The organism is Pseudomonas sp. 7P_10.2_Bac1, from assembly GCF_025465935.1.
Lineage (GTDB): Bacteria > Pseudomonadota > Gammaproteobacteria > Pseudomonadales > Pseudomonadaceae > Aquipseudomonas.
Genome location: NZ_JANLNV010000001.1, coordinates 1 through 15,037 on the forward strand (window position 1 = coordinate 1; position 15,037 = coordinate 15,037).

General features: G+C 59.6%; 14 protein-coding genes. 13 read left to right on the forward strand and 1 reads right to left on the reverse strand.

Going from position 1 to position 15,037, the window contains the following annotated elements; all coding sequences use genetic code 11:
- The first annotated feature begins 77 nt into the window (after positions 1 to 77).
- From NTD86_RS00005 to NTD86_RS00015, 3 genes are read left to right on the forward strand one after another with little or no spacing between them, the layout of a single operon-like run.
- On the forward strand, positions 78 to 866 hold the full coding sequence (locus NTD86_RS00005; RefSeq protein WP_262200018.1) for an ABC transporter ATP-binding protein: 789 nt from the start codon (positions 78 to 80) through the stop codon (positions 864 to 866).
- A complete protein-coding gene (locus NTD86_RS00010; protein WP_262200020.1) occupies positions 863 to 1,813 on the forward strand; it encodes an ABC transporter substrate-binding protein in 951 nt (316 codons plus the stop codon). The genes NTD86_RS00005 and NTD86_RS00010 overlap by 4 nt, the downstream gene beginning before the upstream one ends.
- Entirely contained in the window at positions 1,810 to 2,820 is a 1,011-nt protein-coding gene (locus NTD86_RS00015; RefSeq protein ID WP_262200021.1) for a FecCD family ABC transporter permease, read from the forward strand. The genes NTD86_RS00010 and NTD86_RS00015 overlap by 4 nt, the downstream gene beginning before the upstream one ends.
- A 70-nt stretch (positions 2,821 to 2,890) precedes the next feature.
- Here the strand turns inward: NTD86_RS00015 and NTD86_RS00020 are convergent, their stop codons facing one another.
- The gene (locus NTD86_RS00020) at positions 2,891 to 6,565 is read right to left on the reverse strand and encodes a DUF4329 domain-containing protein (RefSeq protein WP_262200022.1); all 3,675 of its coding nucleotides are present in this window, start codon (positions 6,563 to 6,565) and stop codon (positions 2,891 to 2,893) included.
- Positions 6,566 to 6,635: 70 nt separating this feature from the next.
- Between NTD86_RS00020 and urtA the strand changes: the two genes are divergently transcribed.
- The 10 genes from urtA to NTD86_RS00070 all read left to right on the forward strand — a co-directional run bounded on the left by urtA (position 6,636) and on the right by NTD86_RS00070 (position 14,948).
- A complete protein-coding gene (gene urtA / locus NTD86_RS00025) occupies positions 6,636 to 7,901 on the forward strand; it encodes an urea ABC transporter substrate-binding protein (RefSeq protein ID WP_262200023.1) in 1,266 nt (421 codons plus the stop codon).
- Positions 7,902 to 8,004: 103 nt separating this feature from the next.
- Entirely contained in the window at positions 8,005 to 9,507 is a 1,503-nt protein-coding gene (urtB, locus tag NTD86_RS00030; RefSeq protein ID WP_262200025.1) for an urea ABC transporter permease subunit UrtB, read from the forward strand.
- Entirely contained in the window at positions 9,507 to 10,586 is a 1,080-nt protein-coding gene (gene urtC / locus NTD86_RS00035) for an urea ABC transporter permease subunit UrtC (protein WP_262200027.1), read from the forward strand. Before urtB ends, urtC begins: the two co-directional genes overlap by 1 nt.
- On the forward strand, positions 10,583 to 11,428 hold the full coding sequence (gene urtD / locus NTD86_RS00040; protein ID WP_262200028.1) for an urea ABC transporter ATP-binding protein UrtD: 846 nt from the start codon (positions 10,583 to 10,585) through the stop codon (positions 11,426 to 11,428). Before urtC ends, urtD begins: the two co-directional genes overlap by 4 nt.
- A 100-nt stretch (positions 11,429 to 11,528) precedes the next feature.
- Positions 11,529 to 12,227 carry an urea ABC transporter ATP-binding subunit UrtE gene (gene urtE / locus NTD86_RS00045; protein WP_262200029.1) on the forward strand — a complete coding sequence of 233 codons (699 nt, stop codon included), beginning with the start codon at positions 11,529 to 11,531 and terminating at the stop codon, positions 12,225 to 12,227.
- Between the two features lie 33 nt (positions 12,228 to 12,260).
- Entirely contained in the window at positions 12,261 to 13,100 is an 840-nt protein-coding gene (locus NTD86_RS00050; RefSeq protein ID WP_262200030.1) for an urease accessory protein UreD, read from the forward strand.
- A 167-nt stretch (positions 13,101 to 13,267) separates the two neighbouring features.
- Entirely contained in the window at positions 13,268 to 13,570 is a 303-nt protein-coding gene (gene ureA, locus NTD86_RS00055; protein ID WP_262200031.1) for an urease subunit gamma, read from the forward strand.
- Between the two features lie 9 nt (positions 13,571 to 13,579).
- Positions 13,580 to 14,113: a GNAT family N-acetyltransferase gene (locus NTD86_RS00060; RefSeq protein ID WP_262200033.1), complete on the forward strand. Its 534-nt coding sequence runs from the start codon at positions 13,580 to 13,582 to the stop codon at positions 14,111 to 14,113.
- A complete protein-coding gene (locus NTD86_RS00065; protein WP_262200035.1) occupies positions 14,110 to 14,643 on the forward strand; it encodes a GNAT family N-acetyltransferase in 534 nt (177 codons plus the stop codon). The genes NTD86_RS00060 and NTD86_RS00065 overlap by 4 nt, the downstream gene beginning before the upstream one ends.
- Positions 14,640 to 14,948 carry an urease subunit beta gene (locus NTD86_RS00070; protein ID WP_262200037.1) on the forward strand — a complete coding sequence of 103 codons (309 nt, stop codon included), beginning with the start codon at positions 14,640 to 14,642 and terminating at the stop codon, positions 14,946 to 14,948. Before NTD86_RS00065 ends, NTD86_RS00070 begins: the two co-directional genes overlap by 4 nt.
- Positions 14,949 to 15,037: the final 89 nt, after the last annotated feature.

Below are 15,037 nucleotides of genomic sequence, written 5' to 3' on the forward strand. Positions count from 1 at the left end.
CCCCCCCCCCCCCAAAAAAAAAAAAAAAAAAACCCCCCCCCCCCCCCCGCGCTCCTAAAGGATTGACCGGTAAATGCATGACTCAGCTCACCCTCACCAAACTCGCCTGGACGCCTCTGGGCCACGGCCATTGTCATCACCAGTTCGAGCTGCGTGATGCCAATCTGCACGTTGCAGCCGGTGAATTTGTGGGGTTGATCGGGCCAAACGGTAGCGGTAAAACCAGCCTGTTGCGCTGCGCTTATCGCTTCAGCAAACCCGAATCAGGTGAGGTTCACCTCGGCCCGCACAACCTGTGGCAACAGTCACCACGCTGGTGCGCCCAGCGCATCGCGGTGGTCCTGCAAGAATTCCCCGACGCCTTTGGCCTGACCGTTGATGAAGTGGTCGCCATGGGCCGTACCCCGCACAAAGGCCTGTTCGACGGCGATACCGAAACCGACCGCGATCTGGCGAAAAAAGCACTCGAATCCGTGGGTCTGCACGGCTTTGAAGACCATGCCTTCGCCACCCTGTCCGGCGGTGAAAAACAACGCGTGATCCTGGCCCGCGCCCTGACCCAGCAACCGGACCTGCTGATCCTCGACGAACCGACCAACCACCTCGACCCGCGCTATCAACTGGAGTTGCTGCAACTGGTCAAGCGTCTACAGATCGGCACCCTGGCCAGTATCCACGACCTCAACCTGGCGGCGGCCTTCTGCGACCGGCTGTACGTGATCAATCACGGCAAGATCATCGCCAGCGGCACGCCACGGGAGGTGCTAACTGTTGAATTATTACGCAACGTATTCGGCGTAGACGCGCTGGTCGACGACCATCCACTGTCCGGCTACCCCCGCATTACCTGGATAACCCAACCATGAAGCTGATCCGTCTTGCCCTGTGCCTGAGTGCTGTCCTGGGTGTGCAACTGGCCCACGCCGACGCCACCCGATACCCGCTGACAATTAAAAGCTGCAACCGCGACGTGACCTTCAACGAAGCGCCCAAGCATGCCGTCAGCCATGACATCAACATGACCCAAATGATGCTCGCCCTGGGCCTCAAGCCGCACATGGCCGGGTACAGCGGGATCAGTGGCTGGAAGTCGGTAACGCCTGAAATGAAGGCCATTCTCGACGGCCTGCCCGAGCTGGCCAGCAAGTACCCGTCGGTTGAGACCCTGCTCAACGCCAACGTCGATTTCTTCTTCGCCGGTTGGGATTACGGCATGCGCGTGGGCGGTGACCTCACGCCGCAGACCCTGACCCCGCTGGGCATCAACGTGTATGAGCTGACCGAGTCCTGCGCGTTTGTGATGAAGCGCCCTGCGGCGAGCATGGAAGACACCTACAACGACCTGCGCAATCTCGGCAAAATCTTCGATGTGCAAGAGCGCGCCAACGCGCTGATCGCCCAGATACAGCAAAAAATCGCCGACGTGCAAAAGACCCTGCCCGCCACCAAGCCCCGGGTGTTCCTGTATGACAGCGGCGAAGACCGGGCCATGACATCAGGCAAGCTGGGCATCCCCCACGCACTGATTGAAGCAGCAGGCGGCGATGACATCCTCAGCGACATCGAGGCCAGCTGGACCCGCGTCAACTGGGAAACCGTGGTCGAGCGCAACCCCGAGGTCATCGTGATCGTCGACTACAGCGAAGTCACCGCCGAGCAAAAGCAGCGCTTCCTCGAAACTAACCCTGCGCTGCAATCGGTGGACGCCATCAAAAATAAACGCTTTATCGTCATCCCCTACGTGCAAGCCACACCAGGCATCGACAACGTGCTGGCCATTGAAACCCTGGCCAAAGGGTTCCACCCACAATGATGGCTCGCCGCTACGCCCTGCTCTTGATGGCCCTTGGCGCCCTGCTGCTGGTGTCGTGCGTGGTGTCGCTGGGCTTTGGCCCGGCGCGGGTGCCGGTGGACGTGGTGTGGCACATTCTGCTGAACAAGGTGTTCGGCATCGGCGAGGTGAGCTGGAGCGCCGGTCAGGAACATATCGTGTGGCTGATCCGCGTGCCGCGCATGTTGCTCGGAGCGCTGGTGGGAGCGGGCCTGGCGTTGATCGGTGCCGTGTTGCAAGCCGTGACCCGCAACCCGCTGGCCGACCCGCATTTGCTCGGCGTCACCAGCGGCGCCACCTTGGGTGCGGTGATTGTGGTGCTGCACGTGGGCGAAATCGTCGGCCTGCTGACCTTACCGATTGCCGCCTTTATCGGCGCCCTGCTGAGCATGCTGCTGGTGCTGATCATCGCCAGCCGCCAAGGGCGCCTGGACAGTGACCGCCTGCTGCTGTGCGGCGTGGCGGTGTCGTTCGTGATGATGGCCGTGGCCAATACCTTGCTGTTCATGGGCGACCATCGCGCCAGCTCCGCCGTGCTGTTCTGGATGCTCGGCGGCCTTGGCCTGGCGCGTTGGGAACTGCTGGCGGTTCCCAGCGCCGTGGTGATGCTGGGGTTGTTACTGCTACTGGGCATGGCGCGCCCGTTGAACGCCTTGATGGCGGGCGAACAAACCGCCGTGACCCTGGGCCTGAACGCACGCAATGTGCGCCTCAAGGTGTTTTTGATCGCCTCACTGATGACCGGCGTACTGGTGGCCATCAGCGGTTCCATCGGCTTTGTCGGCCTCATGATCCCGCACATCGCCCGCCGCCTGGTGGGCGCAGAACATCGGCGCCTGTTGCCGGTGTCGGCCCTGTTGGGCAGCGTGTTTCTGGTGTGGGTCGACGTGGCCGCCCGCACCCTGATCGCCCCCGAAGACCTGCCCATCGGCGTGGCGACGGCGGCCATCGGTGGCTTGTTCTTCATTGGCTTGATGCGCAAACGCTAAACATCGCGCAACGTCCCTGCCTGAAGGTCTGCTGACGTAGCTATTGAGTTATCAAGTGGCCCTGAAAACATCACAGCTCGTCACGTTCCGGGCCTGAGCGCCACGGGGGCAGCGCACCGGCCCAATCGAAGGCATCGTCAGGTATCGGCTCAAACACCGGATCAAAGAGGCGCCCGGATTCCGGCCAGGTTTTACTGGTAATGAGCACATACAGATTGCCCGAGGCCGAGATCTCCTTGAGCATTTGCTCGGTCCTCTTGCTGGTGCTGGTGGCATGCGACCGCTCTTCAAAATAAGCCTGCGATGTACTCAAAAGCCCATACGAACGACCACACAGCGTGTCTGTCGCTTCGGTGTTACCCACACCTTGGTACAACAACAACGCGCCATCATCGGTGGACACATACGCATTAGCGTAGGTGATGGTTCGGGGCAAATTGGCCGACATCTCATCCTGCACACGTTCGGCATAACAGAGATCGGTGGGCCAAGGCGTATTTTTCAGCCGCGCCGTTTCCCCCACGCTGCTCGCCTTGACGGCCCTCATATCACGGGAGAAATGCAAGCGCCGCACTTGATAGCCGGACGGAAACGTCGGGCCGTGCCAGCGCTCCTGCGGCCTGTTGCGGTGAGTCCTCAACACCTGCTCCGCGACATTGGCAAACAGGCTGCTGCTCACCTCCGGCTCCAGTGCCACATGGGAGTCCGTGGTCGAGTGGCTCAGCACACCGCTCATGACGTTGAAGGTATGTGGGGTCTTGAGTTGGCGATGGACATAACGCGCCGCATCGTCAGCAAACGCAAACACCGGGGACAATGCGTACTGGATGGGATTAATGAGCATCTGCTCCTGCACATACGGTTGCCACGTCACAGACACCGGGCCCACGTTACGCCACACATCACTGACATTTAACACGCTCAAGTCACCGCTTGCCGCGACTTTGCGTATGTAGCTCACAGCGGTGAGGTCCAGCTTGGCCAGCTTGTCGAGCATCCCCTGGCCACCGTCGCGAAAGATATCCAGCCCCAGTACTTTTGGGATACTGCTCGGCACATAACTCAACAGGGCACCGGAGGCCGTTGAGAAGTAGACCGGCGGATTGAGCGCCAGCGGGTATCGCAGGTCCTTGATCGTCGATAGCGTCACCAGCGCAGTGGCAATATCGCCAGGCGAGAGGAAGTCCTGATACACCGCGTCCGTTTCCAGCACCCGCTCTTTTTTAGCCGCGCCAAGGTACATCGCACACAGATGGAACCCCTCAGGCAAAACGTAGGATGAAGTCGAGCTCAAGTAAGGGAATATTCGCTGCAGGCTGATGTACCCATTTGTCACCGGCAGGGTCGCAACATACTCTTCGCCCACGTCACTTTTGAGCACAAAGCCGTACTGCACTTTGTCGCGCTCCCCCATTTGGCGGTGGGCAAACCGAACGGCATCCCGCTCTTGGGTAAAAATCGGACCGCACGCCGGTTGCACCATGGCATCGGACGATGCCGGAGCAGGTCGTGGAAACTTCGTGTCGCCCTTGATCACGCCTTTGGGGCCCCACACCTTGCTGGGCTCAACCACCTGCAAATCTCCAGAGCGCGCGACCTCGGTGATAAAGGCATTAACCTTGAGATCGCCAGAGAACAACGACAACTCTGTGGCACTGCGATGGACTTTTTCGGGGCTGTTTGCAGGCGGTTTTACCTGCGCTAACAGAAGACGCTCTGCCTCTGAGCCACTGGGCGAATACTTAATCAGTGAGCCGTCCTCGCACGACAGATAGCGGACGGGATACTGCGCCCGATTTTCAATGGCAATGCTCAGTTCGTGCGGCGTAAACATGGCGCGATAGAGCAGATTTTCGCTATCGGTCCAGGTGCTTTGAAGCGTACTGGCACGGTGCGTGAAATAGACCCCGGCCACCGCGCATCCCCACGGGGCAAGCGCTGCCATGGGCCGGGGCAGTACAAGATCGGCATCAAAGAACTCGGTTTCGGCCCTCACTGGCTCAGTGATAAAAAAACGTTGATCCGCACGCTTGTAAATCAGCCCGCCTGACACGACGACGTGTCGCCTTTTAATTTTTTTATGGGCATATCGAGCGGCATCATCGGCCGAGTTAAACAGCGGGCTGTGCGTTCGGCGCTGGAATTTTCGATAAGCTTTCCACTGGCCGGTCACCGGGCCAGGCGGGCCCCACAGATCACTGCCGTACACCACCTTCATTTGCCCGGCACGGGCCAGCCCACGAATGTATTCGGCAGGGCTCACATGCCCGGCCAGGACATCGCGTGTCATCTGCAGATCTTGGCTGCCGACCGCTAAGTCGAGGTACTTGGTCTCCTCGATTGATAACAGCGAGTTGTACTGCACCAGCGCACCGTCGCGGGTTGCAATAAAAATCGGTAATGCCGCAGCCTGCGGGCTCGATCGGGCCATCCTCGCCATGCTCAAGGCGCCCGCCATTGGTTCAGGAGGAATAAAGCTCTTGAAAATCCTCTGTTCATCCGCCGGCACCTGGCTGGGGTCATAGTAGGTGGCGCAGCCGTAATAGATGCCGAAAATGCTGAACTCAGGGTCTATGTAATAAGAGAAAGCACCGGCACTGTGCTTCTGGAAAATATGGTCCATGGGCGACTTGAAGTCTTTGCCCACCACGGGTTCGGTGATCACATATTCGTTTTTGGTCAGGTGTTTGAGTATCAGCCCGTATTGATGCTCAGTAATAGAAAGCACACGTTGACGCATGTACCGCAACACCCCATTAAGGCTTGAAAACACTGAGCTGTAGGCGGGAATGCTGAGCACTTTCTCAGGCAGGTCCAACCTCGCTGCCGTCGAATAAATCTTGAAGCCTTGATCTACCTTGCCGATTTTGCCGCCCCATATTTCGCTGGTTTGCAACACCGTCAATTGACCGATGCTGGCCACCTTCAAAATATAGTCCTGCATATTCGTGACCGGGTAAGGCGTATTGGGGTCGGTCAAGTTCGTGAGTTTCGGGTAATAGTCAGACTCTTCCTTAGAGCCGCTACTGACATACTTGATCAGCGAACCGTTAAGACCCGACAAATAATGGGTTCTCGTGAAGAAGCTGTGCTGGATCGTAAAAGCGATATCACCCGGTGAAAAAAAGCTCAGCGCGGTCACTGCATCTTCTTTGCTCCAGCCGGTGAAGTAGTCCTTGATCTCTGCAAAGTTAAGCGGGTGCGAATGGTAGAACCCCAAGCACGTAAATCCCGCAGGCGTAATGAAATGCCCGCGCGCATCGGTGGACAACACCTTCTCAGGCTCGAAAAAGCGGCTCTGCCCCTTAATGGGCTTGGTAGCGTAATACTTGCCTTTGGTACTGCGTAAAATCACGCCACCGTATTCAACGTCACGTTGATCACCGATCAAGTCATGGGCGTAACGGGCCGCATCATCGGCCGTCAGAAAGGCGGGGCTCAGTTCAGGTAATGGCACAGAAGCGGCCTGCACGCTGCGCGCTACTCGTTTGCTTATAAAGTCGATCATTTCGATTTTCCTGTTCAAACCCTGGACCGTGGCAACGAGGTCACGGCCAACACAGCCACGCTGCGTCCCCTCATTTTCAGCAACGCCCCAAACCTGCTGGTGGTATTTAGTTACCGAGCCAGCACCAAGACCGGGCATACCCGGGCACACCTGGCGCCAACCGCCCCATCTTGATGCGCACACCCCCCGCCTGACGCCCCAAAACCCTGCACTAGACGCTTTGCACCATTTCGGCACAGACCTTGCAAAAACCCTCTCAGTGTTCGTATCGACCCCTTAAAACAACGAGACATCTGGAGATCGGCCCATGAAGCGTCGTAGTTTGATCAAAGCGTTCACCCTCTCGGCATCCATTGCTGCCATGGGCCTGAGCTGGACGGTGCAAGCTGCCGAAACCATCAAGGTCGGCATCCTGCATTCGTTGTCCGGGACCATGGCGATCTCTGAAACCTCGCTCAAAGACATGGCCTTGATGACCATCGACGAGATCAACGCCAAGGGCGGAGTCAACGGCAAGATGCTTGAGCCGGTGGTCGTCGACCCGGCGTCCAACTGGCCACTGTTCGCTGAGAAAGCCCGCCAGTTGCTGACCCAGGACAAAGTCGCGGTGGTGTTCGGCTGCTGGACTTCGGTGTCGCGCAAGTCGGTACTGCCGGTGTTTGAAGAGCTCAACGGCTTGCTGTTCTACCCGGTGCAATACGAAGGCGAAGAAATGTCGCCCAACGTGTTCTACACCGGTGCAGCGCCTAACCAGCAAGCGATCCCGGCGGTTGAGTATCTGATGAGCGAAGATGGCGGCGGCGCCAAGCGCTTCGTGCTGCTGGGCACCGACTATGTGTACCCGCGTACCACCAACAAGATCCTGCGTGCGTTCCTGCATTCCAAAGGCGTGGCCGACAAGGACATCCAAGAGGTGTACACCCCGTTTGGTCATAGCGATTACCAGACCATCGTTTCCAACATCAAAAAGTTCTCGGCCGAAGGCAAAACCGCGGTGATCTCGACTGTGAACGGCGACTCCAACGTGCCGTTCTATAAAGAGCTGGCCAACCAGGGCCTGAAAGCTACCGACGTGCCAGTGGTGGCCTTCTCGGTGGGCGAAGAAGAGCTGCGCGGCATCGACACCAAACCGCTGGTGGGCAACCTGGCCGCCTGGAACTACTTCGAGTCTGTGGATAACCCGGTCAACAAGAAATTTGTCGACGACTGGAAAGCCTACGCCAAGGCGCACAACTTGCCGGGCGCGGACAAAGCCGTGACCAACGACCCGATGGAAGCCACCTACGTGGGCATCCACATGTGGGCGCAGGCGGCGGAAAAAGCCAAGTCCACCGATGTCGATAAAGTCCGCGAAGCCATGGCCGGCCAGACCTTCGCTGCGCCGTCGGGCTACACCCTGACCATGGACAAGACCAACCACCACCTGCACAAGCCAGTGATGATCGGCGAGATTCAGGATGACGGTCAGTTCAACGTTGTGTGGCAGACCCAAGAGCCGATCCGCGCCCAGCCATGGAGCCCGTTCATTCCTGGCAATGACAAAAAACCGGATTACCCGGTGAAAAGTAACTAACCCCCGTAATTCCCTGTAGGCGCGAGCTTGCCTCGCGATCTTTTGATCTGCCTGAAAGATCGCGAGGCAAGCTCGCTCCTACAGATTGCGCAAGGCTAAAACTATGCCCACTGCCCTTTTTCGTTTTATCTGCGCACTCTTGGTGTTATTGCCATTGGCCGCTTATGCCGATGACGCCAGCGACTTCGCAGCTGCCAACAATTCCGCGCAAGCACAGCTTCTCGAAAGCTGGGCCGCGCAACCCACACCGGCTCGTGTTGAGCTGATCAACAGCCTGCAACAAGGTCAGATCACCGTCGACGGCCAAGTCAAAACCTTGCGCCTGAACAACCGCCTGCGCGGTCTGGTCGAAACCGCCCTGGCCAGCCACCAACTGCTGGCTGCCGATCCGAAGCTGCGGCTGAGTGCCGCCCAACAACTGCAAAAATCCGCCAAACCGGCGCAACTTACATTCCTCGACCAGCGACTGGCCGAAGAAACCGACAGCGATGTACACACAGCCTTGAGCCTGGCGCTGGCCAATCTGCAACTGGTCGACCCAGACCCGGCCGTGCGCTTGAGAGCCGTGCGTCTGCTCGGTGAAACCGGCGAACCGCTGGCCCGCACCCGTCTGGAAAATCTGCTGCAACCGGACGTCGAAGCCGACCAGACTGTGCGCACTGCCGCCGAAACCAGCCTGGCGCAAGTCAAACGCAAACTGCTGATCGGCGACCTGCTCGGCCAAGCCTTTAGCGGCTTGTCGCTGGGCTCGATCCTGCTGCTGGCGGCACTCGGCCTGGCCATCACCTTCGGCCTGTTGGGCGTGATCAACATGGCCCACGGTGAAATGCTGATGCTCGGCGCCTACTCCACGTATTGCGTGCAACTGCTGTTTCAGCGCTTCGCGCCCGGGGCCATCGAGTTCTACCCGTTGCTGGCCTTGCCGGTGGCGTTTTTCGTCACCGCCGCCATCGGCATGGTTCTGGAACGCACCATCATTCGCCACCTCTACGGCCGCCCGCTGGAAACCCTGCTGGCCACGTGGGGCATCAGCCTGATCCTGATCCAACTGGTACGCGTGCTGTTCGGCGCGCAGAACGTCGAAGTGGCCAACCCGGCCTGGCTCTCGGGCGGGATTCAGGTGCTGCCCAATCTGGTGCTGCCATACAACCGCCTGGTGATCATCGTGTTCGCCCTGGCCGTGGTGTTCCTGACCTGGCTGCTGCTGAACAAAACCCGCCTGGGCCTTAACGTGCGTGCGGTCACCCAGAACCGCAACATGGCCGCCTGCTGCGGCGTGCCCACCGGGCGCGTAGACATGCTCGCCTTTGGCCTGGGCTCGGGGATTGCCGGGTTGGGCGGCGTGGCCTTGAGCCAGATCGGCAACGTCGGCCCGGACCTGGGCCAGGGCTACATCATCGACTCGTTCCTGGTGGTGGTGCTGGGCGGTGTCGGCCAACTGGCAGGTACGGTGTATGCGGCTTTAGGCCTGGGCATCGCGAACAAGATTCTTGAACCACAGATCGGCGCCGTGCTCGGCAAAATCCTGATCCTGGGGCTGATCATTCTGTTTATCCAGAAGCGCCCGCAAGGTCTCTTCGCGCTTAAAGGACGGGTGATCGACTGATGAATCAGCCTCTGATGCTTACCGCCACACAAAAAGCCGGGCCTACCGTGACCGCAGTGGTCGGCGGCCTGATCCTGCTGGTGCTGCTGGCCATGCCGCTGCTTTCACTATTACCCGCCGACAGCCCGTTCCAGGTGTCGGCCTACACCCTGACGCTGGTGGGCAAAATTCTCTGTTACGCCATCGTCGCCCTAGCGCTGGACCTGGTGTGGGGTTACGCCGGATTGCTGTCACTGGGCCATGGTTTGTTCTTCGCGCTGGGCGGCTATGCCATGGGCATGTACCTGATGCGCCAGGCCTCGGGGGATGCGCTGCCGGATTTCATGACCTTTTTGTCGTGGACTGAATTGCCGTGGTACTGGGTTGGCACCGAGCACTTCTGGTGGGCGATGTGCCTGGTGGTGCTGGCGCCCGGAGTGCTGGCGCTGGTGTTCGGCTTCTTCGCCTTTCGCTCGCGGATCAAGGGCGTGTATTTCTCGATCATGACCCAGGCCCTGACCTTCGCCGGGATGCTGCTGTTTTTCCGCAACGAAACCGGTTTTGGCGGCAATAACGGCTTCACCAACTTCCGCAGCATTCTGGGCTTTGGCATCACCGAACCCGGCACCCGTGCAGTGTTGTTCCTGGCCACCGTGCTGTTGCTGGTCGCCAGCCTGTTTGTGGGCTGGCGCCTGGCGCGCAGCAAGTTCGGCCGTGTGCTGACCGCGCTGCGCGACGCAGAGAACCGCCTGATGTTCTGCGGCTATGACCCACGCGGCTTCAAGCTATTTGTCTGGGTGTTGAGCGCCGTGCTGTGCGGCTTGGCCGGGGCGCTGTATGTGCCGCAAGTGGGCATCATCAACCCCGGTGAAATGTCCCCGACCAACTCCATCGAAGCCGCCGTGTGGGTCGCTCTGGGCGGGCGCGGCACCTTGATCGGGCCGTTGCTCGGCGCAGGCGTGGTCAACGGCATGAAAAGCTGGTTCACCGTGGCCTTCCCGGAATACTGGCTGTTCTTCCTCGGTGCGCTGTTCATCGTCGTCACGCTGTACCTGCCCAAGGGCATCATCGGCCTGTTGAAGAAACGGGATGAACAATGAGGAACGTCATGCTCGAACCTGTACTCGACCCTAACATGGACGCCGGCAGCAGCCGCGAGGCCATCGGCCTGGGCAATGCTGCAGGCAAAGGCCTGAATACCCGCCACGGCACGATTCTGACCCTGGAAGACATCAGCGTCAGCTTCGACGGATTCAAGGCGCTGAACAACCTCAACCTGTACATCGGCGTGGGCGAATTGCGCTGCATCATCGGCCCGAATGGCGCCGGTAAAACCACGATGATGGACGTCATCACCGGCAAGACCCGGCCCACCGAAGGCCAGGCATGGTTTGGTGAAACCCTGGACCTGCGGCACATGAGCGAAGTGCAAATCGCCCAGGCCGGGATTGGCCGCAAGTTTCAAAAACCCACGGTTTTCGAAGCCTTGAGCGTGTTTGAAAACCTGGAGCTGGCGCAAAAAACCGACAAATCAGTGTGGGCCAGCTTGCGCGCCAAGCTCACAGGCGAGCAGAAAGACCGTATCAGCGAAGTGCTCGAGACCATCCGCCTGAGCAGCTCGGCGCAGCGCCCGGCGGGTTTGCTGTCCCACGGCCAGAAACAGTTTCTGGAAATCGGCATGCTGCTGATGCAAGACCCGCAACTGCTGTTGCTGGACGAGCCGGTGGCGGGGATGACCGACGCCGAAACCGAGTTCACCGCCGAGCTGTTCAAAAGCCTCGCGGGCAAACACTCGCTGATGGTGGTGGAGCACGACATGGGCTTTGTCGGCTCGATTGCCGACCACGTCACCGTCTTGCACCAGGGCAGCGTACTGGCCGAAGGCTCGCTGGAGCAGGTGCAGGCGGATGAACGGGTGATCGAAGTGTATCTGGGCCGCTAGATCAAATCCCCCTGTAGGAGCCAGCTGCCTCGCGATCTTTTAGAAGGTCAAAAGATCGCGAGACAAGCTCGCTCCTACAAAGGAATGAAGGAATCTGAACATGCTTCAAGTCGAAAAGCTGCACCAGTTCTACGGCGGCAGTCACATCCTGCGCGGCCTGTCGTTTGAGGTCAAAGTGGGCGAAGTCACCTGCCTGCTGGGGCGAAACGGCGTGGGCAAAACCACACTGCTCAAGTGCCTGATGGGCTTGCTGCCCGTCAAGGAAGGCGAGGTGAAATGGGAAGGCAAACCCATCACCACGCTCAAACCGCACCAGCGAGTGCATGCAGGCATTGCCTACGTGCCTCAGGGCCGGGAGATTTTCGGACGCCTGACAGTGGAAGAAAACCTGCTGATGGGCCTGTCGCGCTTCCCCGGCTCCGAAGCCCGCGAAGTCCCGGCCTTTATCTACGAATTGTTCCCGGTATTGCTGCAAATGAAGCACCGGCGCGGCGGCGATTTGTCCGGTGGTCAGCAACAACAACTGGCCATTGGTCGCGCATTGGCCAGCCGCCCGCGCCTGCTGATCCTCGATGAGCCCACCGAAGGCATTCAGCCCTCGGTCATCAAAGAGATCGGCGCGGTGATCAAAATGCTCGCGGCACGCGGCGACATGGCGATTTTGCTGGTGGAACAGTTCTACGATTTCGCCGAAGAACTGGCCGATCAATACCTGGTGATGTCTCGGGGGGAAATCATTCAGCAAGGCCAAGGTGAAAATATGCAAACAGAAGGTGTGCGCGGGCTGGTGACGATTTAATCTGTCACTCTTTCTGGGTAAAAAGTCCTACATATGAACTTGCCTGCCAACACCGCGCTGTTCACCCCCAGCTGGCATGCTGAGCTGGCGCTGGGTTATGGGCGTTTTGGCGACAGCACGCGCCCGACCCTGCGCCGCCACCTTGGCCCATTGCGGGTGCAAAAGCACCTGTACGCTGAAGGCCCCGAAGTGTGCCAGCACATCATCGTCCACCCGCCCGGCGGCATTGCAGGTGGCGACCGGCTCGACATCAGCGCCAGCGTCGGCCCTGACGCCTGGGCGCAACTGACCAGCCCCGGCGCGGCCAAGTGGTATCGCGCGGCGGGCCCGGCCTACCAGACCGTCGAACTCAAAGTCGCTGCCGGGGCGACCCTCGAATGGCTGCCCCAAGAAACCATCGTCTTCAGCGCAGCCCAGGCCGAAATCAGCACGCGTATTGAACTTGAAGGCGATGCGCGGCTGTTTTACTGGGATATGGTGGCGTTGGGCCGCATGGCCAGTGGCGAGCGGTTTGAGCGCGGGCATTTTCAATCACACCTGGATATTCGCCGCGACGGCCAATTGCTCTGGCATGAGCGTCAGCGCATTGTCGGCGACGATGGTCTGCTGGACTCGCCGATTGGTCTGGACGGTAACCCGGTCTTTGCCACGTTCTTGGTGACCGGTGAGATCAGCGCTGAACTGCTGGACACCTGCCGCAGCTTGCCGAACCCGGTGCGCGGGGATTTGACCCAATTGCCGGGTTTGCTGGTGGCCCGTTGCCTGGCCGCTGAAGCCTTGCAGGCGCGGGGCTGGTTGATTGAATTATGGCGCTTGCTGCGCCCGGCACTGCTGGGCCGCGAGGCGCTCGCACCGAGGATTTGGAGTACCTGAAGAGCCCTCACCCCAACCCTCTCCCGGAGGGAGAGGGAGCTGATTTGTGTTATGGCGCAGATCTGCTTTTGCTTTTAGTCCCCTCTCCCTCCGGGAGAGGGTTAGGGTGAGGGGCTTTGGATCTTGAAAACCCAACACCATTTTTAACTGCCGAACACGGACCCACCATGGACCTGACACCACGCGAAAAAGACAAGATGATGATCTTCACCGCCGGTCTGCTGGCCGAGCGTCGCTTGGCCCGCGGCGTGAAACTCAATTACCCGGAAACCATCGCGTATATCTCGGCAGCCCTGCTCGAAGGCGCCCGCGATGGCCGTACAGTCGCGGAGTTGATGCACTACGGCACCACCCTGCTCTCTCGCGATCAGGTGATGGAAGGCATCCCGGAAATGATCCCCGACATCCAGATCGAAGCCACCTTCCCGGACGGCACCAAGCTGGTCACTGTCCACCAACCCATCGCCTGAGGCCGCATCATGTCTTACGTCATTCGTGATGCTGTCCCGGCCGATCTGCCGGCGATTCGCGAAATCTACAACGACGCGGTGCTCAACACGCTGGCGATCTGGAACGAACACACCGTCGACCTCGATAACCGCCAGCAATGGTTCAACGCTCGCCAGGCGCAGGGCTACCCGATCCTGGTGATCGTTGACGACGCCGATGTGGCCCTGGGCTATGCCTCGTTTGGTGACTGGCGGCCCTTCGAGGGCTTTCGCCATACCGTCGAACACTCGGTGTACATCCACCCCGAACAACGCGGTAAACGCCTCGGCCCGCTACTGCTGGCCGAACTGATCAAGCGCGCCCGCGCCTGCAATAAGCACGTGATGGTCGCGGCCATCGAAAGCGGCAATGCGGCGTCAATTCATGTGCATAAACAGCTGGGCTTCGTCACCAGCGGACGCATGCCGCAAGTGGGTATCAAGTTTGGCAACTGGCTCGATTTGACCTTTATGCAACTGATGCTCAACCCCGGCGCGCTGCCACCCAAGGAATGCACCCAATGAACGCTGAACAGGTGATTCAAGTCACCGCGCACACCCTGGCGCAGTACCGTGAAGGTTTGATCGTGCTGTTGCTCGATGCCGTGAAGCATGGCGCTTCGGTCGGTTTCATGGACGATGTGGATCAGGCCCAAGCCAATCGCTACTTCGACGAGGTTCACGCACAACTGGCCCAAGGCACCTTGCTGCTATGGGTGCTGGTTGAAAACCAACGCGTGCTGGCCAGTGTGCAATTGGCGTTGTGCCAGCGGGCCAACGGCCTGAACCGGGCCGAAGTGCAAAAGCTGCTGGTGCTCAACGAAGCGCGGCGTCGTGGCCTGGGCCAGGTGCTGATCCATGCGCTGGAACAAGGCGCACGCGAGCAAAAACGCGGCCTGCTGCACCTCGACACCGAGGCGGGCTCACCCGCCGAGAACTTCTACAGCGCGCTGGGCTACACCCGCGTCGGGGAACTGCCCAACTACTGTCAAAGCCCAAATGGCGCGTACACCCCCACGGCCATCTACTACAAAACCTTGAGTGAACCGCAATGATTCCAGGCGAATACCGGATTGAAGCGGGCGAGATCGAACTCAACGTCGGTCGTCGCACCCACACCCTGAGCGTGTCCAACCGAGGCGACCGACCGATTCAGGTCGGCTCGCACTATCACTTTTTCGAGACCAATGACGCGCTGATGTTTGAGCGTGGCGAGAGCCGTGGCATGCGCCTCAACATTCCGGCAGGCACAGCGGTGCGCTTCGAGCCCGGGCAAACCCGCGAAGTGGAACTGGTGGAACTGGCCGGGCTGCGTCGCGTGTTCGGCTTTGCCGGACGAGTGATGGGAAATCTGGATTAACCGCTCTTCACCCCTGTAGGAGCGAGCTTGCCTCGCGATCTTTTGATCTTCCAAAAGATCGCGAGGCTCCTACAGGTTCGGTCTAACTG

Coding starts and splice junctions, on each gene's coding strand:
- NTD86_RS00065 (WP_262200035.1), top strand. CDS start 14,110: ATGAACGCTGAACAGGTGATTCAAGTCACCGCGCACACCCTGGCGCAG.
- NTD86_RS00010 (WP_262200020.1), top strand. CDS start 863: ATGAAGCTGATCCGTCTTGCCCTGTGCCTGAGTGCTGTCCTGGGTGTG.
- NTD86_RS00005 (WP_262200018.1), top strand. CDS start 78: ATGACTCAGCTCACCCTCACCAAACTCGCCTGGACGCCTCTGGGCCAC.
- ureA (WP_262200031.1), top strand. CDS start 13,268: ATGGACCTGACACCACGCGAAAAAGACAAGATGATGATCTTCACCGCC.
- urtA (WP_262200023.1), top strand. CDS start 6,636: ATGAAGCGTCGTAGTTTGATCAAAGCGTTCACCCTCTCGGCATCCATT.
- NTD86_RS00015 (WP_262200021.1), top strand. CDS start 1,810: ATGATGGCTCGCCGCTACGCCCTGCTCTTGATGGCCCTTGGCGCCCTG.
- NTD86_RS00050 (WP_262200030.1), top strand. CDS start 12,261: ATGAACTTGCCTGCCAACACCGCGCTGTTCACCCCCAGCTGGCATGCT.
- NTD86_RS00070 (WP_262200037.1), top strand. CDS start 14,640: ATGATTCCAGGCGAATACCGGATTGAAGCGGGCGAGATCGAACTCAAC.
- urtC (WP_262200027.1), top strand. CDS start 9,507: ATGAATCAGCCTCTGATGCTTACCGCCACACAAAAAGCCGGGCCTACC.
- NTD86_RS00060 (WP_262200033.1), top strand. CDS start 13,580: ATGTCTTACGTCATTCGTGATGCTGTCCCGGCCGATCTGCCGGCGATT.
- urtE (WP_262200029.1), top strand. CDS start 11,529: ATGCTTCAAGTCGAAAAGCTGCACCAGTTCTACGGCGGCAGTCACATC.
- urtB (WP_262200025.1), top strand. CDS start 8,005: ATGCCCACTGCCCTTTTTCGTTTTATCTGCGCACTCTTGGTGTTATTG.
- urtD (WP_262200028.1), top strand. CDS start 10,583: ATGAGGAACGTCATGCTCGAACCTGTACTCGACCCTAACATGGACGCC.